The 24,290-nt window shown below is 37.0% G+C and carries 22 protein-coding genes, 5 tRNA genes and 1 other annotated feature; of the genes, 12 read left to right on the top strand and 15 right to left on the bottom strand.

The window, feature by feature from the left end; genetic code table 11:
* Positions 1-142: 142 nt before the first annotated feature.
* A complete protein-coding gene (locus tag H8Z77_RS00595; RefSeq protein ID WP_186995831.1) occupies positions 143-1,123 on the bottom strand; it encodes a DUF3089 domain-containing protein in 981 nt (326 codons plus the stop codon).
* Positions 1,124-1,479: 356 nt separating this feature from the next.
* Here H8Z77_RS00595 and asnA point away from each other — a divergent pair, with 356 nt between their 5' ends.
* Positions 1,480-2,490 (top strand): aspartate--ammonia ligase, encoded by a 1,011-nt coding sequence (gene asnA / locus H8Z77_RS00590; RefSeq protein ID WP_270740047.1) that lies wholly within the window; start codon positions 1,480-1,482, stop codon positions 2,488-2,490.
* Positions 2,491-2,511: 21 nt separating this feature from the next.
* Positions 2,512-4,593 (top strand): glutamine synthetase III family protein, encoded by a 2,082-nt coding sequence (locus H8Z77_RS00585; protein ID WP_069988151.1) that lies wholly within the window; start codon positions 2,512-2,514, stop codon positions 4,591-4,593.
* 287 nt (positions 4,594-4,880) lie between these two features.
* Here the strand turns inward: H8Z77_RS00585 and H8Z77_RS11660 are convergent, their stop codons facing one another.
* The 8 genes from H8Z77_RS11660 to H8Z77_RS00545 form a co-directional block, all read right to left on the bottom strand.
* Complete coding sequence (locus H8Z77_RS11660) at positions 4,881-5,714, bottom strand: GIY-YIG nuclease family protein (RefSeq protein ID WP_069988150.1); 834 nt, start codon at positions 5,712-5,714, stop codon at positions 4,881-4,883.
* A gap of 280 nt (positions 5,715-5,994) precedes the next feature.
* A tRNA-Gly gene (locus H8Z77_RS00575) sits at positions 5,995-6,070 on the bottom strand.
* Between the two features lie 81 nt (positions 6,071-6,151).
* Positions 6,152-6,227 (bottom strand) — tRNA-Gly (locus tag H8Z77_RS00570).
* A gap of 32 nt (positions 6,228-6,259) precedes the next feature.
* Positions 6,260-6,335 (bottom strand) — tRNA-Phe (locus H8Z77_RS00565).
* 42 nt (positions 6,336-6,377) lie between these two features.
* Positions 6,378-6,454 (bottom strand) — tRNA-Asp (locus H8Z77_RS00560).
* Positions 6,455-6,457: 3 nt separating this feature from the next.
* Positions 6,458-6,533 (bottom strand) — tRNA-Val (locus H8Z77_RS00555).
* Between the two features lie 150 nt (positions 6,534-6,683).
* Positions 6,684-7,397 (bottom strand): RNA polymerase sporulation sigma factor SigE, encoded by a 714-nt coding sequence (gene sigE / locus H8Z77_RS00550; protein WP_069988149.1) that lies wholly within the window; start codon positions 7,395-7,397, stop codon positions 6,684-6,686.
* Between the two features lie 13 nt (positions 7,398-7,410).
* Positions 7,411-8,262, bottom strand: a complete 852-nt coding sequence (locus H8Z77_RS00545) for a sigma-E processing peptidase SpoIIGA (RefSeq protein ID WP_186995829.1) — start codon at positions 8,260-8,262, stop codon at positions 7,411-7,413.
* Between the two features lie 140 nt (positions 8,263-8,402).
* Positions 8,403-8,650: a binding site (T-box leader), on the top strand.
* 78 nt (positions 8,651-8,728) lie between these two features.
* Here H8Z77_RS00545 and tyrS point away from each other — a divergent pair.
* From tyrS to H8Z77_RS00520, 5 genes are all read left to right on the top strand, one after another.
* Positions 8,729-9,955 carry a tyrosine--tRNA ligase gene (gene tyrS, locus H8Z77_RS00540; RefSeq protein WP_069988147.1) on the top strand — a complete coding sequence of 409 codons (1,227 nt, stop codon included), beginning with the start codon at positions 8,729-8,731 and terminating at the stop codon, positions 9,953-9,955.
* Between the two features lie 132 nt (positions 9,956-10,087).
* Entirely contained in the window at positions 10,088-11,086 is a 999-nt protein-coding gene (locus H8Z77_RS00535; RefSeq protein WP_069988146.1) for a leucine-rich repeat domain-containing protein, read from the top strand.
* A gap of 30 nt (positions 11,087-11,116) precedes the next feature.
* Positions 11,117-12,430 (top strand): vWA domain-containing protein, encoded by a 1,314-nt coding sequence (locus H8Z77_RS00530; protein ID WP_186995828.1) that lies wholly within the window; start codon positions 11,117-11,119, stop codon positions 12,428-12,430.
* Complete coding sequence (locus H8Z77_RS00525) at positions 12,420-13,943, top strand: ATP-binding protein (protein ID WP_186995827.1); 1,524 nt, start codon at positions 12,420-12,422, stop codon at positions 13,941-13,943. The genes H8Z77_RS00530 and H8Z77_RS00525 overlap by 11 nt, the downstream gene beginning before the upstream one ends.
* A gap of 11 nt (positions 13,944-13,954) precedes the next feature.
* The gene (locus H8Z77_RS00520) at positions 13,955-14,287 is read left to right on the top strand and encodes a DUF3784 domain-containing protein (protein WP_186995826.1); all 333 of its coding nucleotides are present in this window, start codon (positions 13,955-13,957) and stop codon (positions 14,285-14,287) included.
* A 223-nt stretch (positions 14,288-14,510) separates the two neighbouring features.
* Here the strand turns inward: H8Z77_RS00520 and H8Z77_RS00515 are convergent, their stop codons facing one another.
* The 3 genes from H8Z77_RS00515 to H8Z77_RS00505 all read right to left on the bottom strand — a co-directional run bounded on the left by H8Z77_RS00515 (position 14,511) and on the right by H8Z77_RS00505 (position 16,496).
* Entirely contained in the window at positions 14,511-15,179 is a 669-nt protein-coding gene (locus H8Z77_RS00515; protein WP_186995825.1) for a nucleotidyltransferase domain-containing protein, read from the bottom strand.
* A 232-nt stretch (positions 15,180-15,411) separates the two neighbouring features.
* Positions 15,412-15,768 (bottom strand): arsenate reductase family protein, encoded by a 357-nt coding sequence (locus H8Z77_RS00510; protein ID WP_186995824.1) that lies wholly within the window; start codon positions 15,766-15,768, stop codon positions 15,412-15,414.
* Positions 15,769-15,788: 20 nt separating this feature from the next.
* On the bottom strand, positions 15,789-16,496 hold the full coding sequence (locus H8Z77_RS00505; protein ID WP_186995823.1) for an NAD-dependent protein deacylase: 708 nt from the start codon (positions 16,494-16,496) through the stop codon (positions 15,789-15,791).
* A gap of 221 nt (positions 16,497-16,717) precedes the next feature.
* On the opposite strand from H8Z77_RS00505, the gene H8Z77_RS00500 reads away from it, so the two are divergent.
* Positions 16,718-17,398, top strand: a complete 681-nt coding sequence (locus H8Z77_RS00500; protein WP_069988139.1) for a TIGR00266 family protein — start codon at positions 16,718-16,720, stop codon at positions 17,396-17,398.
* A 119-nt stretch (positions 17,399-17,517) separates the two neighbouring features.
* Positions 17,518-18,630 carry an SLC13 family permease gene (locus H8Z77_RS00495; RefSeq protein WP_069988138.1) on the top strand — a complete coding sequence of 371 codons (1,113 nt, stop codon included), beginning with the start codon at positions 17,518-17,520 and terminating at the stop codon, positions 18,628-18,630.
* Positions 18,631-18,766: 136 nt separating this feature from the next.
* Here the strand turns inward: H8Z77_RS00495 and H8Z77_RS00490 are convergent, their stop codons facing one another.
* The gene (locus tag H8Z77_RS00490) at positions 18,767-19,012 is read right to left on the bottom strand and encodes an AbrB/MazE/SpoVT family DNA-binding domain-containing protein (RefSeq protein WP_069988137.1); all 246 of its coding nucleotides are present in this window, start codon (positions 19,010-19,012) and stop codon (positions 18,767-18,769) included.
* A gap of 186 nt (positions 19,013-19,198) precedes the next feature.
* On the opposite strand from H8Z77_RS00490, the gene H8Z77_RS00485 reads away from it, so the two are divergent.
* The 3 genes from H8Z77_RS00485 to H8Z77_RS00475 all read left to right on the top strand — a co-directional run bounded on the left by H8Z77_RS00485 (position 19,199) and on the right by H8Z77_RS00475 (position 21,202).
* Positions 19,199-19,783 (top strand): nucleoside recognition domain-containing protein, encoded by a 585-nt coding sequence (locus H8Z77_RS00485; RefSeq protein WP_366471690.1) that lies wholly within the window; start codon positions 19,199-19,201, stop codon positions 19,781-19,783.
* Positions 19,773-20,297 (top strand): spore maturation protein, encoded by a 525-nt coding sequence (locus tag H8Z77_RS00480; RefSeq protein WP_186995822.1) that lies wholly within the window; start codon positions 19,773-19,775, stop codon positions 20,295-20,297. The genes H8Z77_RS00485 and H8Z77_RS00480 overlap by 11 nt, the downstream gene beginning before the upstream one ends.
* A 263-nt stretch (positions 20,298-20,560) precedes the next feature.
* Positions 20,561-21,202 carry a lactate utilization protein gene (locus H8Z77_RS00475; RefSeq protein WP_186995821.1) on the top strand — a complete coding sequence of 214 codons (642 nt, stop codon included), beginning with the start codon at positions 20,561-20,563 and terminating at the stop codon, positions 21,200-21,202.
* Between the two features lie 261 nt (positions 21,203-21,463).
* Here the strand turns inward: H8Z77_RS00475 and H8Z77_RS00470 are convergent, their stop codons facing one another.
* The gene (locus H8Z77_RS00470) at positions 21,464-21,850 is read right to left on the bottom strand and encodes a MerR family transcriptional regulator (RefSeq protein ID WP_186995820.1); all 387 of its coding nucleotides are present in this window, start codon (positions 21,848-21,850) and stop codon (positions 21,464-21,466) included.
* A 158-nt stretch (positions 21,851-22,008) separates the two neighbouring features.
* Positions 22,009-24,282, bottom strand: coding sequence for a sensor histidine kinase (locus H8Z77_RS00465; RefSeq protein ID WP_186995819.1), 2,274 nt, complete (start codon positions 24,280-24,282; stop codon positions 22,009-22,011).
* Between the last annotated feature and the right edge of the window lie 8 nt (positions 24,283-24,290).

Here is a 24,290-nt window from a genome sequence, read left to right as displayed (position 1 = left end):
TTAATTCTTTGAGTAGATTTTCTCGTGCATCTTTGTTCTATTTTCATATAGTAAATGATATTAAGTCTTTTCAGCAGAAACAGATCCATAAATACTCCTCTAGGATACGAATATATATCTATATATCAATAATAGAAAATTTTCAATCAGATCCGTATGTAGCAACCCGTTTTCCGACATTTTCCTGAAGGTTCCGATAAAAAAATTGATAGTCATATAAATGGTAAATCCCATCTTCAAATAGTTCTAAAACTGGCGGATATTCCTCCGGCGTTACATCTATTACCTTTAAGGTACCACGTACATCATCAATATAAGCGCCTGTAAGATGCGGAATTTCTGTTTCAATCTCTCCACTATAGTTGGTAAAACAAGCTCCTTGGTTTAAACTTTGGTCCGCAAATGTACTATCTGTTTTCCAATTTAGAGGGTTGATCGCAAGAGTTTTCATATTTTCAGGAACAATAAGGGAATCGGCTATATTTTCCGCCTCACTGTTAAAAGAAATAATTACCCCTGTATCCGTTTCACTGGTAGCGAATTTCATATGAGGATATTCCTCCAATTCTTCTTGTGTCACATTCCACCCGATCGCATAACAAGCCACCAATTTTTCTGATAGTTCTTTATTATCAAATTGATCTTTCAAAAGCCTCAAACTCATATCTGCTCCTTGTGAGAACCCAGCAAGCACAATTGGCCTTCCTTTATTATAGTGTTTATAATAATATTCAAAAGCCTGTTTCACATCCTTGTAAGCGGATTGAAGATAAGGCTCCCTTTCCTCGTCGGGAAGTTCATATACATTAAGTCCTGCTTGTCGATAATAAGGCGCAAAAACACGACAAGAACCATCATAGATCCCTTTTTCCATATTAATCGCTCCTAAAAACGATTCTTTTGCATCCTCATCTTCCAAAGACATATTCGTTTCATTTCCATCGAATACTGTCGGACAGATAAAAAATACATCTGCTTTCCTACTATCTGTTTGTGTTTCACAATAAGCCCAATTCTCTTGTTTCGCATAACAAATTTCCGTCTTTATCTCTTCGTTTGAGCATCCGCTTGTAAAAACAAGTATAAAAACCAAACAAAAACAGATAGATAAATATTTTTTCATAACATTCCCTTCTTACTTATAACATTTTATTCAAATTATAACATGAATTTTTTTCTTTTGAAATGATTTCCACCACAAAATTAGATCTATTTTTCTAGTATTCGTCTATGTACAATGATAAAATAGAAAATAAAGCTGTTGCTCTCTATAAGAATAAAATAAAAAATTTCCTACAATAAATGAAGGGATTGCTTCTTACTTCTTGCAAAAAGATGGATATAATGTTAAAATAAAACATACATAAAATTTGTTATGGTTTTTATTGCATAAAATAAAATGAAAACAGATGCACTGTTTAGATTATTTTTTAATTTCCGCTTTGGCAACTAAAATATGGCGGATGGATGGAGGAAAATATGGAACACACACTGGTTTTGCCGGAAGGCTATTGGTCTAAGCTAAACATTATCGAAACAGAAAAAGCGATTAAACTGGTAAAAGATACTTTTCAACAAACACTTGCCAATCGGTTGAATTTAACAAGAGTATCTGCACCTTTATTTGTACAGCCACATACCGGTTTAAATGATGACCTGAATGGTGTGGAACGTCCGGTCGAATTTGATATTAAAGAACTCGGGGCAAATGTACAAATTGTACATTCCTTGGCAAAATGGAAACGCCTTGCTTTAAAACGTTATGGTTTTGCCCCTGGTTCTGGTTTATACACAGATATGAATGCTATCCGCCGGGATGAAGAACTAGACAACTGCCACTCTGTATACGTGGATCAGTGGGACTGGGAGAAAATTATTACTCCTGAAACTCGAAATATTGAAACTTTAAAACAAACCGTACGAGATATTGTCCACGCTTTGAAAGAAACCCAAAATAAATTACATCAGCAATTTTCTCAAATCAGTTCCTATATTGAGGAAGAAATCTTTTTTATTACCACTTCAGAACTGGAAGCCCTTTATCCTAACCTTTCTAGAAAAGAACGGGAAAATCAGATCTGTAAAGAACACAAAACAGTATTTTTAATGCAGATTGGCGGTCCTTTAAAAGATGGAAAACCTCATGACGGCCGTGCCCCTGACTATGATGACTGGAATTTAAACGGAGATTTGCTCATTTGGTATCCAGTATTGGAACGTGCCATGGAATTATCCTCTATGGGAATCCGTGTTGACCAGCATGCACTGGAAAACCAGCTCAAAGCTGCTGGATGCGAGGAACGTAAGAACTTTACATTCCATCAAATGTTACTAAACGGCGAACTTCCTCTTACCATGGGTGGCGGTATCGGACAATCCCGCTTATGTATGGTATTATTGGAAAAAGCCCATATTGGTGAAGTACAGGCTTCTGTTTGGCCAGAAAGTATGATTTCAGTTTGTGACAGCCATGGAATTCACCTGCTGTAATGGAAAATGGAGGATTACACTATGAAAAGTTTCGCACAAAAGTTTGGATGTAAGGTGTTCGACCAACGTGTGATGAAAGAACGCCTGCCAAAAGAAACCTATAAAAGCTTAAAAGCGTCCATGGATCACGGACGTTCCCTTGATCCAGAAATCGCAAGTATTGTGGCGTCTGCCATGAAAGATTGGGCAGTGGAAAATGGGGCAACCCATTTTACCCATTGGTTCCAGCCAATGACTGGGATTACTGCCGGTAAGCATGATAGCTTTTTATCTCCTCAAGGAGATGGTTCAATTATTTTAGAGTTTTCCGGAAAAGAACTGATTAAAGGAGAACCTGACGCTTCCTCCTTTCCAAACGGAGGGTTAAGGAATACCTTTGAAGCAAGAGGATATACCATTTGGGATTGCAGTTCCCCTGCTTTTATCAAAGAAGGTACTTTATATATTCCAACCGCGTTCTGTTCTTATACTGGAGAGGCATTGGATACCAAAACCCCATTGCTTCGTTCCATGGAAGTAGTAAATACCCAAGCATTGCGTGTTTTAAAACTTTTTGGCAACCATACTTCTACCCGTGTTATCCCAACCGTAGGGGCAGAACAGGAATATTTTTTAGTTGACCGAAAAAATTATGAAGATCGTTTGGATTTAAAAATCTGTGGACGCACCTTGTTTGGTGCAAAACCGCCAAAAGGCCAAGAGATGGATGACCACTACTGTGGCCGTATCCGTTTACGGATTGCGGATTATATGCGCCAGTTGGATGACCAGCTTTGGCAATATGGGATTAACTCCAAAACAAAACACAATGAAGTAGCGCCGGCACAACATGAAATGGCGCCTGTATTTGATTCTGCCAATGTGGCAACCGACCATAACCAGTTAACCATGGAATTAATGCGTTCTGTCGCAAAACAGAACGGTCTAGCATGCTTGCTGCATGAAAAACCGTTTGAACACATCAATGGCTCTGGTAAACACAACAACTGGTCTTTATCCACCGATGATGGCATCAACTTGTTGGATCCAGGAAAAACCCCATATGAAAACATGCAGTTTTTGATTTTTCTGTGTGCTGTTATCCGTTCGATTGATAAATATCCAGAATTGCTCCGTTTAACCGCTGCCTCTCCTGGAAACGACCACCGTTTGGGGGCAAACGAAGCTCCACCAGCAATTATATCCATATTTTTAGGAGAACATTTAACCGCAACATTACAGCATATTGCGGATGGTGTAGCAGAAGAAAAATCTTCTAATGGAGTACTCAACACAAAAGTAACCATCCTGCCAAACTTGCCAAAAGATGATAGTGACCGGAACAGAACTTCCCCATTTGCGTTTACTGGAAACAAATTTGAATTCCGTATGGTTGGTTCCTCTGCCTCTATTGCTTCTTCTAACTGGGTATTGAATACCATTATGGCAGAATCCTTGGAAACCTTTGCCGATATTTTGGAAAGCACCGATGATTTTGACCGTGATGTCCGCCTGATTGTGCATGAAACTATGTACCACCATGGCAAAGTAATCTTTAACGGGAACGGTTATTCTGAGAAATGGGTGGAAGAAGCAGAACGCCGTGGCTTACCAAACATTTCAAATTCTGTAGATGCAGCAAAGGCGTTTATCATGGATAAAAGTATCGAACTGTTCCAACGTTATGGTATTTTTACTCCAAAGGAATGTGAATCCCGTTATGAAATCATGCTGGAAAACTATATCAAAACAATCAGCATCGAAGCAAATACCATGTTAGAGATGACAAAACGTCAGATTCTTCCTGCCGCTATAAAATATGTCGGTGATATTTCCGCTTCTTATAATGAAGTGACCAGCAGTGGCGTAGAGAATAAAGCAATGTTAAAACTGGTTAACCAATTATCCTCTATGATTGACTGTGTCCATGATATTATGGAAATCCTGGAACAAGAAGTAAACGCTGCTCATACAAACGATTTATGGCAGACAGCAGTAAACTATCGTGATAAGGTCATTCCACAAATGGAGAGCTTGCGGAATTGTGTTGATGCAATGGAAACGATTACTTCTTCTGAATACTGGCCAATGCCAACCTATACCGATTTATTGTATCGAGTATAACAAAATGTAAAATGCAGCAAAAAGAAAAGCTGATTCTTATCTAAGAATCAGCTTTTTTTCAATGGTATCTAATCTCCCTGTTTTATCAAGGGAAGAAAAAGAGTCGTGCAACAATCATAACAGCGAGCTTTATAGGAACTAAAAAAGTAAAAGGTTATATAAATAAAATAGTACTATTTTAAACCCGTTTACAGGTGACAGTGCATAATATAATTCAATCCCCATAGGAATTAAGCCGATAATATCCTCTTTTAGGGGCTGTGTATCAACCAAGCGGTCTTGAGCATTTAAAGTATTTCTTTTAGTGTTTTTCCATCCTCTGTTTTCCAATACAATTTTCCATTAGAGGCACGTCCTAAAACAACCGCAGAGGCAGCGGATGGGGCATTAAACTCATAATCCTGCTCAAAAACACCATTGATAATAATCCCATCAGCTATCAATTGATTCCTCAGATTATAATAACTTTTCGCCCCTGTTGGAAAGGATGGAGCCATACGGTCGGAAATTGTGGACCCTTTTAATACAGTAAATCCACCAATACTAATAAAACCTTTTGCCGAGGCATCTGAGCTTTTACAATATAAATATGTAGTTGTACTAGTGGCTTGCGGTACTGGTGTTAATACTTTATATCCCAATGCGTTCAGCAAAATCTTTATGTTATCCATAAATTCTTCCATTGATGCGCGTTGAGATTCCTTAATGGTTGTATTATAAGTTGCCTTTGTAAGTATTTTATAGCGATTGCATTTTTTCGCAATGTGAAACAATTGATCCTCTAAATAACGCCCTAATGCTTTGTTTAAATCCCTACCGAGGAATGCAACAGCTGTATTCCAATAATATTTTTCTTTTCCCGCCTTAAAATCACTCAAATGCTGTTTTAATCTTATTAAAACATTTTCAGCTTCCCCAATATAAACAGAATCTGTCCCATCATCTTCTTGGCAGAACAAAAAATATACCCCTACTCCTTGAATATCCTCCCGTTCACATTCTGCTACTTCAGTTCTTGGGATTTTAATTGCTTTTCCATTCCAGTTGGACAATTCCGCTGTTGTTAAACTATCCGCTGTTCCATTGACAAGGAATAATTCTATTGTCTTTCCATAAGCCACAATATACTCCCCCAGTGCATTCATTCTATTCTACAAATATTATAACAGATATTCCAATAAAATCATAGAGAAGGAAATTTATCTTTATCAGATTGAACTTCCTATAGAATTACAACATCTGTAAAATATTTATCTATACTTTTCTTTACATAGATAAATTTTAATAGCAGATATTTTATGATCAATCATCTTAAAAATTGGTATCTTATCATATCCTTCTATAAAAGTTTCCTAATGAAAAAGCCTTACCCTTTATTTAAAAAGGATAAGGCAAACCATTTGGAGCGGGTTACGAGGCTCGAACTCGCTACCTCCACCTTGGCAAGGTGGCGCTCTACCAGATGAGCTAAACCCGCAAATGCTATCTTATACTACATGAAAATCGATCATAACAAATAAAAAATCCAAAGTTAAACCTTTTAACTTCGGATAAAAAATGGAGCGGGTTACGAGGCTCGAACTCGCTACCTCCACCTTGGCAAGGTGGCGCTCTACCAGATGAGCTAAACCCGCATGTTTGCCTTCTCTTTTCAGAAAAGGTCTTTTGGTGCCTCCGGACGGAATCGAACCATCGACACGAGGATTTTCAGTCCTCTGCTCTACCGACTGAGCTACAGAGGCATTTCAGTCGCCCTTGTAATCAATCTCTTTCAGACAACTGGTTGGCGACCCGTATCAGACTCGAACTGACGACCTCTTGCGTGACAGGCAAGCGTTCTAACCAACTGAACTAACGGGCCGTATGGTGGGAACAATAGGGCTCGAACCTATGACCCTCTGCTTGTAAGGCAGATGCTCTCCCAGCTGAGCTATGCTCCCATTTATCCGCCGTCCGGGGTGTTCCCTCAAGCGACGAATATTATTATACCAGACCACTTTTTATTTGTCAACACTTTTTTTCATTTTATTTTTATTTTTTTCGATTTTTTTAAACAGCAATTTTTCATCCAAAACGACAAAGCAATTTTATTAGATATTAACCCGTTCTATCTCTTTTTTCAACCTTGTGATAATCTTTTTCTCCAGCCTGGAAATATAGGATTGGGAAATTCCAATTTTATCTGCCACTTCCTTTTGGGTATATTCGTTTCCATCCACCATGCCAAACCTCAGCTGCATAATTTCCCGTTCCCTATCTCCTAACTTATTAATACAATCTACTACTAAATCCCGCTCTACCCGTTCTTCAATTCCTTTATTCACACAATCATTTTCTGTCCCCAACACATCGGACAACAACAGTTCGTTTCCATCCCAATCAATTTTTAATGGCTCGTCAATCGAAACTTCATTTTTTAAAGGATTGGTTTTCCTTAAATACATCAAAATTTCATTTTCAATGCAGCGAGAAGCATAGGTAGCTAGCTTAATATTTTTTTCAGGGGAAAATGTGTTCACCGCTTTGATTAACCCAATGGTCCCAATCGAAATTAAATCCTCAATGCCAATTCCAGTGGATTCAAATTTTTTTGCGATATAAACAACCAGCCTTAAATTATGTACAATCAACTGTTCCCTTGCCCAAGGGTCATTTTCCGATAATTTTCGAAACACAATCTGTTCCTGTTCCTTATCTAAAGGGGGCGGTAAGGTATCCGCACCATTGATGTAATGGACAGGATCCACTAGCCCTAAATATCGTAATAATTGATTCCGTTTTTTCCATAGCCATTTTAAAAACATAACCTTTCACTCCTTAATTGAATTTTGCTGGGAGGACTGCTTGAAACTCTCCATGGGAAAGATGATTCACAGTAATCCCTATCATAAAACCGCTCACCGGTTTTTCTTCTAAATAAAACTGGTCGGGGGCAAACCCTACAATAAAGCTTTCTCCTCCTACTGTCTGGAATGGAATCAGATGGAATTTTACCGCCTGCAAAAGCTCAGTGGATTGTATGTATTGACCAGATTCCAAAACCTGCTGAATGGAAGCGGGTAATAAATTTTTAACTGCCTGATATTCACAGATTACGACAGGATGTCCTGTAAATGGGTCGATTAACCGATTTCCTGTATCATAAAAAGCAGATAAATTGGCTTCTTTTTGATTCCATATAATTTTAATTTGGTATAACTCCTTGGCATGTACCCGTTTGTTCCATAAAAAACAGATTACACGTACTACAATATAAGCGACAATTGTTCCAATGACCAATGCTAATGCGGAAATGTGAAAATACGCCACACCGTTGTTCCAATACATCCCTACAGGACAGACAAATATCCAGAGTGCCATCATTACACCAGCATACAAAAAATTAACTCCAAAAAAGCCTAAGACTGTTTTAATAAAAATTCCCCTTTGTTGGTAACCAAAACAGAGCCATACCAATAATACACCAAGAATCCCTTTGATGAGGAATGTTAGCAACAATCCTGGATCGGGCAGAAAAATCATCAAGGAAAACAGGCTGCCAATCACAGCCGCCAAAATCATCCTCCAACGTTTCACCTTGCTGTGGAAAAATAATTTTACGGATAACAGTAAAAAGTAATTCACAAATAAGTTTACCGCTAAAAGTACGTCTAAATATATCACCTGCATTTTGTTCACCTCGTCCAATTTCCAGTATACCCCCAGGACAAGCCTTAATTTTGTCAAACGCTCGTGGCTCATTCTGACGAATAAAACAAGATTTTTTCCGTCAACGGTTGACAACGAAAAAACTTTGTGTTAGGATACAAATAATAACTGAGAAAAGAACAAGTAAGCAAAGTTTTCCAGATTCACAGAGAGCGTTTGGGTGGTGAAAAAACGCAGCTGGCCTTATGCTGAATACATCTTGGAGTTGTGTAGCCGAACTTGTTAGTAGGCTGCATCGGGTACGCCCGTTATTGCGTAGCAGATCAGTCCTTTGACCTGCCGAGGCAGTAATCCGTGAGGGTTCTGTAAATAGAGGTGGTAACACGAAAATCGTATTTTCGTCCTCTGTATCTGTAACAGGATACGGAGGGCTTTTTTGTTTTTGACTATTCCCCTTCCGTATCAAATTGATAAAAGGAGAATTCATATGACTGTATTTGAAGAATTAAAACGCCGTGGGTTAATCGCCCAAATGACCAATGAAGAAAAAATCAAAGAATTACTGGAAAACGAAAAAGTTACCTTTTATATCGGTTTTGACGCTACTGCGGACAGCCTGCATGTTGGGCACTTTTTGCAGTTGATTGTAATGCGCCATCTGCAACAGGCTGGCCATCGTCCAATTGCTTTGCTTGGTACTGGTACTACTATGATTGGCGACCCAACTGGACGTACTGATATGAGAAAAATGTTAACAGTAGAAGAAATCAATCACAATGCGGAATGCTTTAAAAAGCAGATGTCCAAATTCATTGATTTTTCTGATGGGAAAGCATTGATGCTGAAAAATGGCGATTGGCTCTTAAACCTAAATTATATTGACTTTTTACGCGATGTTGGACGGCATTTCTCCGTTAACAAAATGTTGACAGCGGAATGTGTAAAAAGCCGTTTGGCAGTGGGATTAAGCTTTTTAGAATTCAACTACATGTTGATGCAAAGCTATGACTTCCTTCATCTGTATAACACAACCGGATGTAAAATGGAATTGGGCGGCGACGACCAATGGTCCAATATCCTAGGTGGTATCGATTTGGTGCGCCGTGTTAAAGGGGAAGAAGTATACGGGATGACCTTTACCCTGTTAACCACAAAAGAAGGCAAAAAAATGGGCAAAACCCAAAAAGGCGCCTTATGGCTTGACCCTGAAAAATGTCCACCATACGAATTCTTCCAGTATTGGAGAAACGTCAGCGACGACGATGTGATTAACTGCCTGAAGCTGATTACTTTCCTTCCAATCGAAGAAATTGAGGCAATGGAAAGCTGGGAAGGTAGCCAGTTAAATAAAGCAAAAGAAATTCTGGCTTACGAAGTAACCAAACTGGTTCACGGGGAAGAAGAAGCTACCAAAGCACTGGAAACTTCCCGCAACTTGTTTAGTGCAAATGCACAGGATGAAAATATGCCAAGCACAGAATTAAGTGCGGACGCGTTCCAAGATGGCACCATTGGTTTATTGGATTTATTGGTTGCTACAAAACTTTGCCCTTCCAAAGGGGAAGCGCGCCGGCTCACACAACAAGGCGGTATTTCCATTGACGATGAAAAAATTACCGACCCAACTGCAAAATTGGATGCTTCCAACTTTGAAAAAGGTTATGTCATCATCAAAAAAGGGAAAAAAGTATTCCATAAAGCAATCAAAGCTTAATGTTTAAAAACGTCTGCGTTTTACTTGCAGGCGTTTTTGCTGTTTTGTATTTTAAATTTTTATTTGTAATTCATACATTTTTATTGAGAAAAGAGAAATCTTATTGTAAATGGTAGTAGAAGGAGTGCATTTATGAAACAAAGCTCTATGGGAATGACAATTTATTATTCTGTTCAACAAGGAACAGTAACCATCCACCAATGTTTAACAGACCAAACGGATATTGTTTTACCAAATCAAATCCAAGGGATGCCAGTAACCAAAATCGGCGCTTATGCTTTTTCCTCTCCGGAAGGGCTTTCCAAAGCAACTGGGGAACTCCAGTTAATTCAACTATCTGGGGAATTAGGATTTCAAGAATCCGCCCTTCCTCTATGCGGAAAAAACCTTACCTCAATCCAATTGCCTGAAACCATTACCCAAATTGGAGACTATGCTTTTTTTAACTGTATCAATTTACAGTATGTTTCCATGCCAGGAAATATGCAGGAAATTGGAGGGGGTGCCTTCCAAAATTGTGAATCCCTCACTACCATTGAACTGACCAACATCAACGGGCAGGAAACCTGCCTAAAAAGTATTATCACAGATATCCAACATGAAGTGGATGTCCTTCTCCATTATAACAATGGAATGTATGGTGTACCGCGGCAGGCAAAACTCACCTTTCCTCAATATTTTGAGGAAACCATTGAAAACGCTCCAGCCAGGATTTTTGAGTGGTTCGCAAGAGGTTCCGGATATCGTTATCGTCAATGCTTTTTGGATGGAAGTATCAACTACCGGGAATATGACAGCCTGTTGCCTGTAGCAAAGGCTGAGGACAACGAAAAAACGGTAGCAAAAATTGCGATGGAACGTATCCGTTATCCTTATCAGCTCAGCGAATCCGCACAGGAACAATATATGCAATATTTAAAAGAGCACAACCGTTTTATTTGCCAGCTTGCCATCCAAAACGATTGGGCAGAATGTATTGAATTTATGGTACAGAATCATCTAATGGGGCCAGAGGATGTTGATTATGCCATCACCCTTGCAAACAAATCCCAACGAGGAGAAATCCTTAGCTTTTTAATGGATTACCGACACACCCATTTTCAAAAACAGGAAAAATCATTTGAACTATAAGCAAAATTTTATTGCGGGAAGGAGGATATGATGTCAGAAGAGATTACCCAGCGGTATGAACAGGTATGCGGTCAAATTCTCAACACTTCCCGGAATGAACTTTATTTAGCCATGCGTTTTTTTGATCTGGCATTGAGCAGTTTTGGATATCAAATCAGCCTAAAAACTGATTTTATTGGGACGGATGGATATTCCCTTTATTACAACCCATTTTTCCTCACCGAACAATTCCAGAAAAGTAGGATTTGGATCAATCGAGCTTATCTACACAGTATGCTCCACTGTCTGTTTCGCCATCTGACCAAGACTCCAAAAACCGATTTGACCCTATGGCATCTTTCCTGTGATATCGCCATTGAATCGGTAATTGATAGCATGTATCATCGCTGTATTCGAATGGCTTCTTCCGCTCTGAAAAAGGAGATCTATCGGCAGCTAAACCAGCAGTTAAAGGTGTTGACTGCGGAAGGGATTTACCGTGCGTTGTTGCGGATGTCCCTTTCCCAAACAGCGTTGCAGCGGCTGGTAACAGAATTTACAGTGGATGACCATACCTTATGGCCTTCTCCAAAAGAAAACCAACCACAAATAGAGAGCTTAGAACAAAAGTGGAAGGACATCAGCGAAAAAACACAAACCAATATGGAAACCTTTTCCCGGGACGCCGCTTCACAGTCTGGTGAACTTTTGGAGCAGGTCAAGGTAGAAAACCGTCAAAAGTATGATTATCGGGAATTTTTGCGAAAATTCGCTGTACTGGGGGAAGAAGTCCAACTGGACCCAGATACGTTTGACTATACTTTCTACACTTATGGGTTAGAACTTTATGGTAACATGCCATTGATTGAATCACAGGAAGTAAAAGAAGTGAAAAAAGTAGAGGATTTTGTCATCGCGATTGATACATCTATGTCCTGTTCTGGGGAGTTGGTTCAGGCATTTTTAAAGGAAACTTACTCTATTTTAAAATCCAATGACAGCTTCTTCAAAAAGGTAAATATCCATATTATCCAATGTGATGAGCAGATCCAATCCGACCAATTGATTGAAAATGAGCGGCAGTTGGTGGAATATATGGACCATTTTCAGCTCATTGGAAATGGTGGGACCGATTTCCGCCCGGTATTTACTTATGTGGACCAGCTCTTATCAGAAGGGAAATTTCATCATTTGCGGGGATTATTATACTTTACCGATGGATGTGGTATTTTTCCCACCAAAGCTCCCCGCTACCAAACAGCTTTTTTGTTTATGGAACAGGAAGGAAACCAATTTGATTTGCCGCCTTGGGCGATTCAATTGGTATTACAACCAGAAGATTTGGAGGAACAGAATGAACATTAAACAAGCCAAACAGGAAATCAAACGGTCTATCCAGGCATATCTGGCAAAAGATGAACTGGGAAATTACCGTATCCCTTCGATCCGGCAGCGTCCTGTTCTCATAATGGGTCCTCCTGGTATTGGAAAAACACAGATTATGGAACAAGTGGCAAGGGAATGTGGTGTGGCTCTGGTCGCCTATACCATCACCCACCACACCCGCCAAAGCGCTGTAGGATTGCCTTTTATTCAGCATAAAAATTATGGTGGAACAGAGTATGCTGTTACAGAATATACCATGAGTGAAATTATTGCTTCGATTTATGAGAAAATGGAACAGACAGGGCTGAAAGAAGGTATCTTGTTTATTGATGAGATCAACTGTGTATCCGAAACATTAGCTCCTACCATGCTGCAATTCTTACAGCAAAAGACTTTTGGCAGCCATCGTATTCCGGAAGGATGGATCATAGCGGCAGCTTGTAACCCTCCTGAATACAATAAATCGGTGAAAGAATTCGATATTGTTACTCTAGACCGCGTTAAAAAGATTGATGTACAGGAAGATTTTTCTGTTTGGAAAGAATATGCCTATCAGAATAATCTACATGGTGCCATTATTTCTTATCTGGAAATTAAAAAGGAAAACTTTTATCGGATTCAAACCACGGTAGATGGAAAATTATTTGCCACAGCCCGTGGGTGGGAAGACTTATCCCAAATCATCCAGACATACGAAATTTTGGGGATGCCAGTTGACCAAGATTTAATTATTCAGTATATTCAGTTCCCTGCTATCGCAAAAGACTTTGCCAACTATCTAGAACTTTATTACAAATATCAAACCGACTATCAAATTGAGGCGATTTTATCCGGTATGATTTCAGAACAGGCGATCTCCAAACTAAAATCATCCCAGTTCGATGAACGTCTTAGTGTTATTGGTTTATTGCTCAGCAAATTATCCCAACAATTCCAACAAGTAGAATTACAAGATTTATTGACCACTCAGCTGTTTGAACAGTTAAAATCCTGGAAGACTAAATTACAAACCTATCCTGCTATCCAAAGCCTAGTTGAACTTATTCAAGGATATCGGGATACTTTAGAACAGAAAAAACAAGCAGGGCAATTGGATCAACTACAGCTGCAAACCGGACAAAAGGTTCTCCAAATATTGGAGAAATATGTTTTACAGTTAAAACAAGAATCCTTGGAAGGGCAAGATGCGTTTGAACTAGTGAAAAATCAATTCCAGCAACAGCCGGAAAAACGGAAACAGCTTATTCAAGATACGGCAGCTTCGTTGGATTATGCATTTGATTTTATGGAAGCTGCGTTTGGAAACAGCCAGGAAATGGTTATTTTTATTACAGAGTTGAACGCAAACTATTTTAGCATGAAGTTTATCAACGAACATGGCTGCGACCGATACTATATGTATAATAAAGGATTGTTATTCCAAGAACGGCAAAAAGAAGTTCTGGAAGAAATCCAAGAACTTACCCAGCTGACAAGGAAAGATTTCGATTAAAAAGGGTTATTATGGAATTACAAGAAATTATTACGGAAATCATTTTAGGATTACTTTTGATTTTCATCTCCTATCAAGTGGGCTGTAAAGGAAATATTTCATTCATTCACAGTTATCATTATGGAAACCTTGATCCAAAAGATGCAAAAGTTTATACTAAAAGAATTGGTACAGGTGGTATGTTTGTTGGGATAGGTGTTTTTCTAATACCCATACTCAATTTAATCTTCCGCCCTGATATTGGATATTACATTGGCGTTGCTATGATTGTGGTTGGAGTAGTTCTCATTTTATTTTTTATTATCAAATACAATAGCAAGCTAATTCGTTTTAAAAGAAAATAATTATTCTATCAGGCTAAATTAACAAAAGATAGTAAAATAAAAAAGTTCGTACAAATAGTTGTACGAGCTTTTTTGTATTTTATTCTATTATTTCGTTGCCAACATTAATCCTGCAAATATTTGGATGTTTTCGTTTACATGTCAGATTGTTTTCCTGCCATTGTTATGTTGATTCCCCAATATTGAAGAAAAATGTACCATTTAGAACTACAAAATTTTCATATTAACAATCAATTGTATGTAATACTTGTTGGCACCAACCAAACAGCAATTGAAAAGCATGTTGGCCATTAAACTCTTTGGTTTTCACCGATTCTGCTGTTTGCAAAACCTGTAGATCCAATCCTTCCAAATAGGAAGCCAAATCCTGTTTTTTTAAGATAAATTTTCCAGTCCGGATAAAATGTAGGTTTTGTAAAAGATAAAAAATAGATTTATACGCAAATTGCAACTGTTCTTTTTCTATCCCTTGGGAGGAGTGGATGAATTCATGACAGAGCCCATGGTACAGGTTCCCCACATTTACTTTGATATGGTTTTTCACATCCTGTAAGGTATATTCTGGCACAAAGTCCTTTAAATTTCCGTAATAATCTTTGGTTTCGTGGATCAACTGGCAGATTTCTCCTGGATTCCAGTGGAGCAATTCCTGTTTTCCACAGATAAACCCACAAGTTTGTTCCTCTGGAGTTAAATTGGTAACAGTCTTTCGATACAGATCCATGTCCTGTATCGTAAAATAATCCAATATTACCATAGCATCAATATCGCTTGTTGGCGTTTCTTCCCCTCTACGATAACTTCCTTGTAGCCCTAAATACAATAACCGATTGCCAAATACCTGTTGTAGCACTAGCTGTAGCCTCTGCATATAATCATCAATGTTTACCATGTTATTTCCTCCTATATTCATAATTTGAAAAACAATTCTCTTAGAATTTTTTATCAAGTATCTCATGATGTATTCACTTTATTTCACTGGTCTTACATCACATAAAATGAAAGCCTATAACGAGATATCCTACCGAAAATACCACTAATTTTCCTAACCAATCAAAAAAGGCTATTTTTGTCTGTTCCAATTCTGACAAACAAAAATAGCCAATTGTGTATTTCTAAATCCATTAATCTTTCAACTGTTCCCAAACATCCTGTTTAAACCCTGGACAAATTACAGTATCAGAGATAACCAACGGGCGCTTTACCAACATCCCATTGGTGGCTAATAATTCTAATTGTTCCTGTTCTGTCATAGTAGGCAGTTTATCTTTTAATTTTAATTCTTTATATAGCATCCCGCTGGTATTAAAAAACCGTTTTAATGGCAATCCGCTTTTTTGATACCATTGGGTTAATTCCTCCACTGTAGGGTTCTGTTCTACAATATGGCGGTCCTGATATTGTATTCCGTTTTCATCTAGCCATTTTTTCGCTTTTTGGCAGGTAGAACACTTCGGATATTCCAAAAATAAAATTGACATAATATACATTCCTTTCAAACTTATAATTGGGAGAGTACTTCCCCTATTTTCCCCTGAATTAATAAATCTGCATTGGCATCATAAGGGGTTGGCGTTTTATTGATTAATACTAGATGATTTCCAGTATAATACTGCAATAAACCCGCTGCTGGATAAACAGCCAATGAAGTTCCAGCGACAATCAATACATCCGCATGGCGGATATAATTTAAAGAACGGCTTAAAATATTGCTATCCAGCCCTTCCTCGTACAGTACAACATCCGGTTTAATCCGTCCCCCACAAGAACATGTTGGGATACCGTCACAATCCATAATTTCTTGTAAACGATAAAATTTTCCGCAAGACTCACAATAATTCCGATGGATGGAACCATGCAGCTCCAACACTTCTTTACTGCCTGCCATCTGATGCAGACCGTCAATATTTTGGGTAATAACCGCTTTTAATTTTCCTTGTTTTTCCCACTCCGACAGTTTATTATGGGCTGCGTTTGGTTTGGCATCTGGATAGATTAATTTATTGCGGTAAAACCGAAAAAATTCCAATGGATTTTCCTCATAAAACGTATGGCTTAAAATCGTTTCTGGAGGATATTGATATTCTTGATAGTATAAACCATCGGTACTGCGAAAATCCGGTATTCCACTTTCGGTAGAAACTCCAGCACCTCCAAAAAACACGATATTGTCGCTTTGTTGTACCCACTGCTTTAATTGGTCAATCATTGATACCCCTTCTTTGCATGATATTATAACCATTTTTATTGTATCATGATTCCAAATAATTCGCAAATCTTTTCCATGTTTAACATCATTAATCAACCCAATCTATCTGTTTTTCATAAAAATATAAATTATATTTATGGAATTCGTAAAACAATATGAAAATCAATTGACCTACAATCAAATAACCTCTATAATAACAAATAAAAAAGGAGGATTACATCATGCAATATAAAATTGAAGGCACCCCCATGCCAGTTGTTGTTTGTACTCTGGAAAACGGGGAAACCATGATTACCGAAAGCGGCGCTATGTCTTGGATGACACCAAATATGAAAATGGAAACCACATCTGGAGGAGGAGTAGGAAAAGTATTTAGCCGTATGATGTCCGGAGAATCACTGTTTTTAAACCGTTATACCGCACAAAATGGCCAAGGAATGATCGCGTTCGCATCCAGTTTTCCTGGTTCTATGCGCGCAATCAATATTTCTGCCAATCAAGGAATGATTGTACAAAAATCCGCATTTTTGGCAGCAGAATCAGGCGTACAGCTTTCTATTGCTTTCCAAAAAAAAATTGGTGGAGGATTCTTTGGTGGAGAAGGTTTTATTATGCAACGTTTATCAGGTCAGGGCACAGCATTTATTGAAATTGACGGATACGCCATGGAATACCTATTACAACCTGGGCAAAGTATGATTGTAGACACCGGATATCTAGCCGCAATGAGTGAAACCTGTACCATTGATGTACAAAAAGTTCCTGGTGTAAAAAATATGCTGTTTGGTGGGGAAGGTATCTTTAACACTGTTGTAACCGGACCTGGTACAATTATTTTACAAACAATGCCTATCAATCAAATGGCTGCTGTTTTACGTCCATTTTTCCCATCCAACAGTTAAAACTATTGGAACCAGTAGTTAATATGCCCTATTTGGTATTATAGCCCAAATAGGGCATTCCTTTTTTGTCTAAATTATGGTATGATAAAGAATATTGCTTTTATATTGAGGGAAATAAAATGGAAAAAATAAAAAATTGGGTAAAAAAAGAAACAATCCTAGTGGTTTCTTGGGGCTTAGCCATTATTTCTTGCTGCTTCATTTTTCCTGATCAAAAATATGTTGAATATATCGATTTTAATACATTAGGTATTTTATTCTGCTTAATGGCAATTATGGAAGGTTTTCAAGCATTGGGAATTTTTCGTCATACAGGAGAATTATTGTTAAAGAAGGTCAAAAACACTCGCCAATTAGAGGCGATCTTAATTTTTTTATGCTATATATCCAGTATGTTTATCACAAACGATGTAGCATTAATTACTTTTGTCCCTTTTACATTGGAAATTTTACATATGATACAGCAAGAAAATAGGATTCTTCCTGTTGTTGTAATGCAAACCATTGCTGCTAACTTGGGAAGTATGCTAACTCCAATTGGTAATCCCCAAAACTTATACCTTTTTTCAAAATTCAATATCTCTATTCAAAATTTTATTTTCACCATTTTGCCATATGCAATCTTATCGTTTGTTTTGATTGCCCTTTTTGTCTTTTTTCAAAAGCCTTATCCTATCTCTACTTCTTTTTTGAAACAGGAAAAATTAGGGAAAAATAAAAAATTATTTTCTATTTATTGTATTCTATTTATTTTAAGCTTGGCAACGGTAGTTCATTTCATCCCTACTATAGCGTTATTCGTTGTTGTGTTAACAACGATAGTAATAGCAGACCGAAAAATTTTAAAAAAAGTAGATTATTCTTTGTTATTCACCTTTATTGGATTTTTTATTTTTGTTGGCAATATAGGTCGGATTTCAATAATACATCATTTTTTAGAGACAGTATTACAAGGAAATGAAGTTCTAGTATCTGTCGGCATCAGTCAGTTTATCAGTAATGTTCCTGCGGCGTTATTACTGGCCGGTTTTACAAACTCTTGGAATCTGTTGTTGATTGGTACGAATATAGGAGGACTTGGTACATTAATTGCTTCAATGGCAAGCCTTATCTCTTTTAAATTTATATGCAAGGATTCCCCTCAGAAAAAAAACACATATTTAGGGTATTTTACTATTTTTAATCTTGTTTTTTTAACCGCATCCCTTATACTATATTTTTTAATGGGATAAAATCCAGTACCTATTATCAATATAAATCCGGACTTTTTTATCGAACAAAACATAATTTTCTAAAGTACTGCCATACATTTATAATAGTAAAAAAGAAAAAGCCGTTTGATATATGATCAAACAGCTTTTTATCCCTTTATTCTTTGTCCATCAGTTCTTTTTTACATTCAGCGCAGATGTATTTTCCTTTATAGGATAACATTTCTTCTGTGCTTCCGCAGAAAATACAGGATGGATTATATTTTTTCAAAATAATTTTATCCTCTTCTGTATAAATCTCTAATGGATCCCCTTCTGCGATGTACAAAGTCTGACGCAACTCAATTGGAAGAACAATTCTACCAACTTTATCTGTGTTTCTTACAATACCTGTGGATTTCATTATAATTCCTCCCTTTTTACTAAAAATAAACTAAGATATGTCGAACACATTTATATCATACACCATTTTGTCAAAAATTTCTACTGTTTTAGCAAAAAAAGTTGCATTTTAAATTGTAAAAAATGTATGAAATAGAAAAATATATCATATATATGTAATATATGATAGTTTTTTGGGGGGATTTTTGTGAAAAAATTATTTCCTTGGATGATTTTATTGGCAATTGGATGTGGATTTTTAACAGGAAGATTAGAAGAAGTCAACAAATCTGTGTTAACTGGCACAAGCCAGGCAGTTCAGTTATTAATTGGCTTAATGGGTGGTATCTGTTTTTGGAACGGTATTATGACAATAGCAAAAGACGCTGGGCTCACAAAAAAATTAGCTAATTTATTTTCTCCCCTGTTAAGGCTATTATTTCATGGAATAAACAAAGGGGATCAAGTCTTAGAAAATATATCAATGAATATTACCGCAAATTTAATGGGACTAGGGAATGCAGCAACCCCTTCTGGAATACAAGCAATGAAACTATTGCAGCAAGCAAATCCAGATAAAAAAACCGCTTCTCAAAATATGATTTTATTTGTAGTCATGAATACAGCAGCTATCCAACTCATCCCTACCACAATTGCAGTATTAAGAAGTTCTCATGGGGCGGCAAATCCATTTGATTTAATCCTCGCTACCCTATTGTGTTCCATTACCTCTTTATTTGGTGCAATTTTAATGGCAAAACTGTTGGGAAGAAGGAAACGCCATGCGGATTGATTTGTTCTTTATTCCTACTATTCTGGCTGGTATTATTATATATGCTATGTTTCATCATGTAAACCTGTTCGAAAGCTTTTTAAAAGGGGCAAAAGAAGGGGTTTCTATTGCGGTTGGACTTATCCCTACTATGGTAGGTCTATTGGCAGCAATCGCGATGTTACAAGCCTCTGGAGCGATTGATTTACTCACTTCATTTTTGGCGCCATTGGCGAAAGCATTGGGAATTCCACAAGAAATTCTCCCTTTAGCAATTTTAAAACCAGTGTCTGGAAGTGGAAGCTTAGCAGTATGTGAAACGATTTTTACTCAATTTCATCCGGATAGTTATATTGGCAGGGTAGCAGCAGTGTTACAAGGCTCAACAGAAACTACCTTTTATACCATTGCGGTTTATTATAGTTCCGTTGGTGTATCCAATATCCGTTATACCCTCCCCGCTGCCTTATTTGGTGATTTGATTGGTATTGTCTGTAGCAGTTTATTTGTACGGATACTATTTGGCGTTCATTAAAATTTCATTTTCCTATTTTATAATATAGTAAAGTTATCATTTTAGTTTTATGCCTGATAAATTTGGGTATCTATTTTGTGTTCGACAAATTATAAAGTTTTACGATAAAAAATAACATTTTGTATGTAATATCGTATTTCGAAATTAACATTCGTTTTTTTACGTATGTTGATTCAATTAATCTCGTATTGAATGTTATGCTGTGATTATATAATGTAAGTGAATAAATTTTAAACTGCCAGTCAAAAAAGGAGTGGAATTTTATGAATCAATGGGTAGAAAATCTGAAACAACTTCGGATTGAAAAAACAATTCGTAACCTAGAAAAAAATCGGATGAAAGCATACCACATCACCAATAAAGAGCAATTATTCAATACGTTAGACGAATTGGTTCAAGATGGTGAAAAAGTTTGCTTTGGTGGTTCCTGTACATTAGAGGAAACAGGGGTATTGGATTACTTAAAGAGTCGCAATATTGAGTTAAAAGATAGAAATGTACCCGGACTTACACCAGAGCAGGTACAAAGTGTTATGGCAGAAGCCTTTACTGCAGATACCTATTTTGCAAGTTCGAATGCCGTGACAGAGGATGGTATTTTATATAATGTAGATGGACGGGGTAACCGTGTAGCCGCTATGATCTATGGTCCAAAAAGTGTTATTTTAATTGTTGGATATAATAAAATTGTACCAACGATGCAGGATGCAATCAACAGAATGGAAAAAATAGCAGCACCAGCCAATACAATGCGCTTATCTTGCAACACCCCTTGTGTAAAAACAGGGGAATGTATGCACTGCCATAGTGAGGATAGAGTCTGTTGTGCTTATGTTGCCTTAGCGCACCAACGAATCAAAGACAGAATTAAGGTATTGATTCTAGATGATTCTTATGGTTTTTAAATGATAACCATATATCCTCTGAAATGAATTCACCTTTCCAGGATATTTCATGATATACATGTTACAATCTACGATATTTCCTTTGGAAACAAACTATTTTGCCAATGTTTATTCTAACTTTCTATGAAAATGCAAGATAAGGCGGACAGTTAAGATAGTCCTGATACGATCTGTTTTTCTGCTTACAATTCTTGCTTGCTATAAAATCAGAAATAAAAACCGGATTATGAGAGTCCGGTTTTTATTTTTTAATATCAGGTTTTAGTCCTTCCACTTTTTCAGCTGTTTTTCCGCAACCATCAACCCTTGTTCATACCGCTTGATTTTTTCATTTAAACGGTTCAACGATTGCTGCATATCTTCCATCCGATCCATCAATTGGTTGCGCTGTTCAATCAGGATATTTTTTCTAGCGTCAGCCGTAGCATCCCCTTTTTGAAACAAATCAACGTATTCAATCAGAGCCTCTATCTGGACTCCTGCTTTCCGCATACACTTCATCAATTCAATCCAACGGCAAGAGTCCTCGTCATAATTCCGGATACCGCTTTTATTTCTGGGTACAGGGGGAATTAAACCGATCCGTTCATAATAACGGAGCGTATCAGGTGAAAGATCATACTTTTTACTTACTTCTGCTATTGTCATAGAAATCTCCTCCTTTTTTATTTTAGTATAACACTTGGAGTAAACTCCATGTCAAATAATTTTTATGGTATTTATAATATCATAGATTTTAAGATGATATAAAATATATATTACCTTTATAAGTGAATAACGGATGTAAAAATACATCCGTTATTCTATCAACTATTATAAAAAGGGGGTTGTTGTTCAAAAGGATAGACTGATTTTTGTTCCATATTATTGATTGCTACTTGGGTTTCTGGCTGCTTATGAGGATGATATGCTGGAAAACGGACAATTGCTTTAAATAAATCTCCATCAATTTCCACATGGAAATCCCCACCTTGTAATCCAACAAAGCTTTTTACAATCGAAAGCCCTAAACCAGAACCCTCTATACTTCTGGATTCATCCCCACGTTTAAATCTACCATAAATTTCTTCTGGATCAAAATTCATTTCATAGTTGGCTACATTTTTTACGATAAAGGTAGCAATATTATCTTGCTCAAAAATATGGATATAAACACGGGTTCCGTGCATAGCATACTTTACTGTATTATTGATGATATTACTGAAAATACGGTACATCTTCGCTCCATCTGCTTCAATATACACCTTACCCGATGTTTGAATTCGGAAATCCAGTTGGCTAGCATCAATTTCTTTCTGGTTTTCTCCCATTGTCTGCTCCAACAGTTCTCCTAATTCAATGACCTCTTTCCGTACTTCCATATTTCCGCTATTTGCCTTTGCTACATCAAATAAATCTTCTGTCATGGTTTTGAGCCGATCAATTTTATTCCGCAAAATTTTTACGTAATCATTCGCAAATTCTGGTTGCAACTCTTCTTTTTCCAAAAGATTAATATAATTCACCATAGATGTCAATGGAGTTTTTAAATCATGGGATACATTTGTAATCAGCTCCACCTTCATCCGCTCGCTTTTCATCCTATTTTTTACTTCTTCGTCGATATTTTCTTGCAAATGATCTAGATTGGTAATCACAGATGATAATTCAGAGGATGGCAGTACAGATAATTCATTAGTTAAATTCCCCATACTAATTTGTTCAATCTTATCGCTTACTACATCCATGTCATGAGCAATCTGGGATAATTTATTTCCTAAATAAACAGAAGATACAATTAGCGCCACAATCGAAACAAAATAAAGGAAAGCGGAACGTGTAAAAAGTCCTATTACATTAAATAAAATTGCAATTCCCCAAATAAGCATATTGATAAAAATACGCATATGCATTTGTTTTTGGTAAGGTTTTTTCCGTGCAAACTTCCGATAGGATTTTAAAATACGGTTAATAATATTATTGCATATCACATTGTTATGGTTATAATATAAATCAGAAATCAGGGCGCTTAATAAGAGCAGTGTAATTGCGGCAGGCAAAAAGGTAATAAAAATATGGAACAGAAAATCATACGTTGTAATGCCAGTATCATAATAGACCTCAAATAGGACAATAAAGAAGCAACTAACTGCAATGACAGTAGCACCCCAAAAAAGAAGCTTAAATTCCAGGAAAATATGCTTCATTAATTTTGCTAATCCTCGGTATACTTTGCGCAAAAGCCCTGTTAAATTAAAAATCAGGGTAACACAAATCAACAATACTGCCGCAAGCAAATATCCCCAAAACATCAATATAAATTGGTCTTCCCTACTTACCTGTACATCATTCATTAAATTTTGACATGCAGTTGTATACATTGGAGTAGTATTTAAGGTAGAAATGCTAAACCCAAATGAATATTGTGCAGGATTTTGTTGGTATAAAAGGATCATATTGATGGCGTCCAGCATACCGTTAGCTTCATACTGCTGTTCATTCGCTAGTATATTGGATAACTCAGAAAGTTCATTTAAAATTTCTTGATATCCATTTGGATAAACTTCAATTTGGTTTTCTTGAAGATAATAGGTAAAATAATAATTATCCATTTCAAAATAATGGACTTCCAAATCTTGATAACTTCCATTGGATGCCCAGGATAAAGCGCTGACATTTTCACTAGTATACATTTGAAAGGAATCAAAATCCTGAAAAGAATTTGTACTTCTAGAATATCCATTATAGTTTCCAAAATATTCTACATTATTCTCCAATAACTGATTTTCTGCCTGTTGATATAGTTCGATTGCTTTTTGATAACTGCCATTGGTATCCAATTCTGGAATATAAGAATCCATCAGCTTAGAACCTAAAAAACTGGTTACAACAGATTCCTGTAATTCTGAAGTAGGGGATTCAAAATACTCTTGATAATTTTCTTGCCGGTCTATATTTGTGGAACGGATGACGTGGCTCATTGCCTCCTGTACTCTGGCATAGCTATACATACTCGCCATCCATCCGCCTAAACATCCAGTAATAACTAAAAATAAAACGGACACAACGGTAATCCATAGATATTGCCGCTTTTTTTTCATAATAACCT

This window comes from Clostridium facile (assembly GCF_014297275.1).
GTDB classification, from domain to species: Bacteria; Bacillota; Clostridia; order Oscillospirales; family Ruminococcaceae; genus Massilioclostridium; species Massilioclostridium facile.
Note: the sequence above shows the minus strand (reverse complement) of the source record. Positions and strands in the feature narration are given on the sequence as shown.

Excerpts from the sequence above, each read along its gene's own strand:
- H8Z77_RS00595 (WP_186995831.1), bottom strand. The coding sequence starts at position 1,123 with ATGAAAAAATATTTATCTATCTGTTTTTGTTTGGTTTTTATACTTGTT.
- asnA (WP_270740047.1), top strand. The coding sequence starts at position 1,480 with ATGGAACACACACTGGTTTTGCCGGAAGGCTATTGGTCTAAGCTAAAC.
- H8Z77_RS00585 (WP_069988151.1), top strand. The coding sequence starts at position 2,512 with ATGAAAAGTTTCGCACAAAAGTTTGGATGTAAGGTGTTCGACCAACGT.
- sigE (WP_069988149.1), bottom strand. The coding sequence starts at position 7,397 with ATGTTTTTAAAATGGCTATGGAAAAAACGGAATCAATTATTACGATAT.
- H8Z77_RS00545 (WP_186995829.1), bottom strand. The coding sequence starts at position 8,262 with ATGCAGGTGATATATTTAGACGTACTTTTAGCGGTAAACTTATTTGTG.
- tyrS (WP_069988147.1), top strand. The coding sequence starts at position 8,729 with ATGACTGTATTTGAAGAATTAAAACGCCGTGGGTTAATCGCCCAAATG.
- H8Z77_RS00535 (WP_069988146.1), top strand. The coding sequence starts at position 10,088 with ATGAAACAAAGCTCTATGGGAATGACAATTTATTATTCTGTTCAACAA.
- H8Z77_RS00530 (WP_186995828.1), top strand. The coding sequence starts at position 11,117 with ATGTCAGAAGAGATTACCCAGCGGTATGAACAGGTATGCGGTCAAATT.
- H8Z77_RS00525 (WP_186995827.1), top strand. The coding sequence starts at position 12,420 with ATGAACATTAAACAAGCCAAACAGGAAATCAAACGGTCTATCCAGGCA.
- H8Z77_RS00520 (WP_186995826.1), top strand. The coding sequence starts at position 13,955 with ATGGAATTACAAGAAATTATTACGGAAATCATTTTAGGATTACTTTTG.
- H8Z77_RS00515 (WP_186995825.1), bottom strand. The coding sequence starts at position 15,179 with ATGGTAAACATTGATGATTATATGCAGAGGCTACAGCTAGTGCTACAA.
- H8Z77_RS00510 (WP_186995824.1), bottom strand. The coding sequence starts at position 15,768 with ATGTCAATTTTATTTTTGGAATATCCGAAGTGTTCTACCTGCCAAAAA.
- H8Z77_RS00505 (WP_186995823.1), bottom strand. The coding sequence starts at position 16,496 with ATGATTGACCAATTAAAGCAGTGGGTACAACAAAGCGACAATATCGTG.
- H8Z77_RS00500 (WP_069988139.1), top strand. The coding sequence starts at position 16,718 with ATGCAATATAAAATTGAAGGCACCCCCATGCCAGTTGTTGTTTGTACT.
- H8Z77_RS00495 (WP_069988138.1), top strand. The coding sequence starts at position 17,518 with ATGGAAAAAATAAAAAATTGGGTAAAAAAAGAAACAATCCTAGTGGTT.
- H8Z77_RS00490 (WP_069988137.1), bottom strand. The coding sequence starts at position 19,012 with ATGAAATCCACAGGTATTGTAAGAAACACAGATAAAGTTGGTAGAATT.
- H8Z77_RS00480 (WP_186995822.1), top strand. The coding sequence starts at position 19,773 with ATGCGGATTGATTTGTTCTTTATTCCTACTATTCTGGCTGGTATTATT.
- H8Z77_RS00475 (WP_186995821.1), top strand. The coding sequence starts at position 20,561 with ATGAATCAATGGGTAGAAAATCTGAAACAACTTCGGATTGAAAAAACA.
- H8Z77_RS00470 (WP_186995820.1), bottom strand. The coding sequence starts at position 21,850 with ATGACAATAGCAGAAGTAAGTAAAAAGTATGATCTTTCACCTGATACG.
- H8Z77_RS00465 (WP_186995819.1), bottom strand. The coding sequence starts at position 24,282 with ATGAAAAAAAAGCGGCAATATCTATGGATTACCGTTGTGTCCGTTTTA.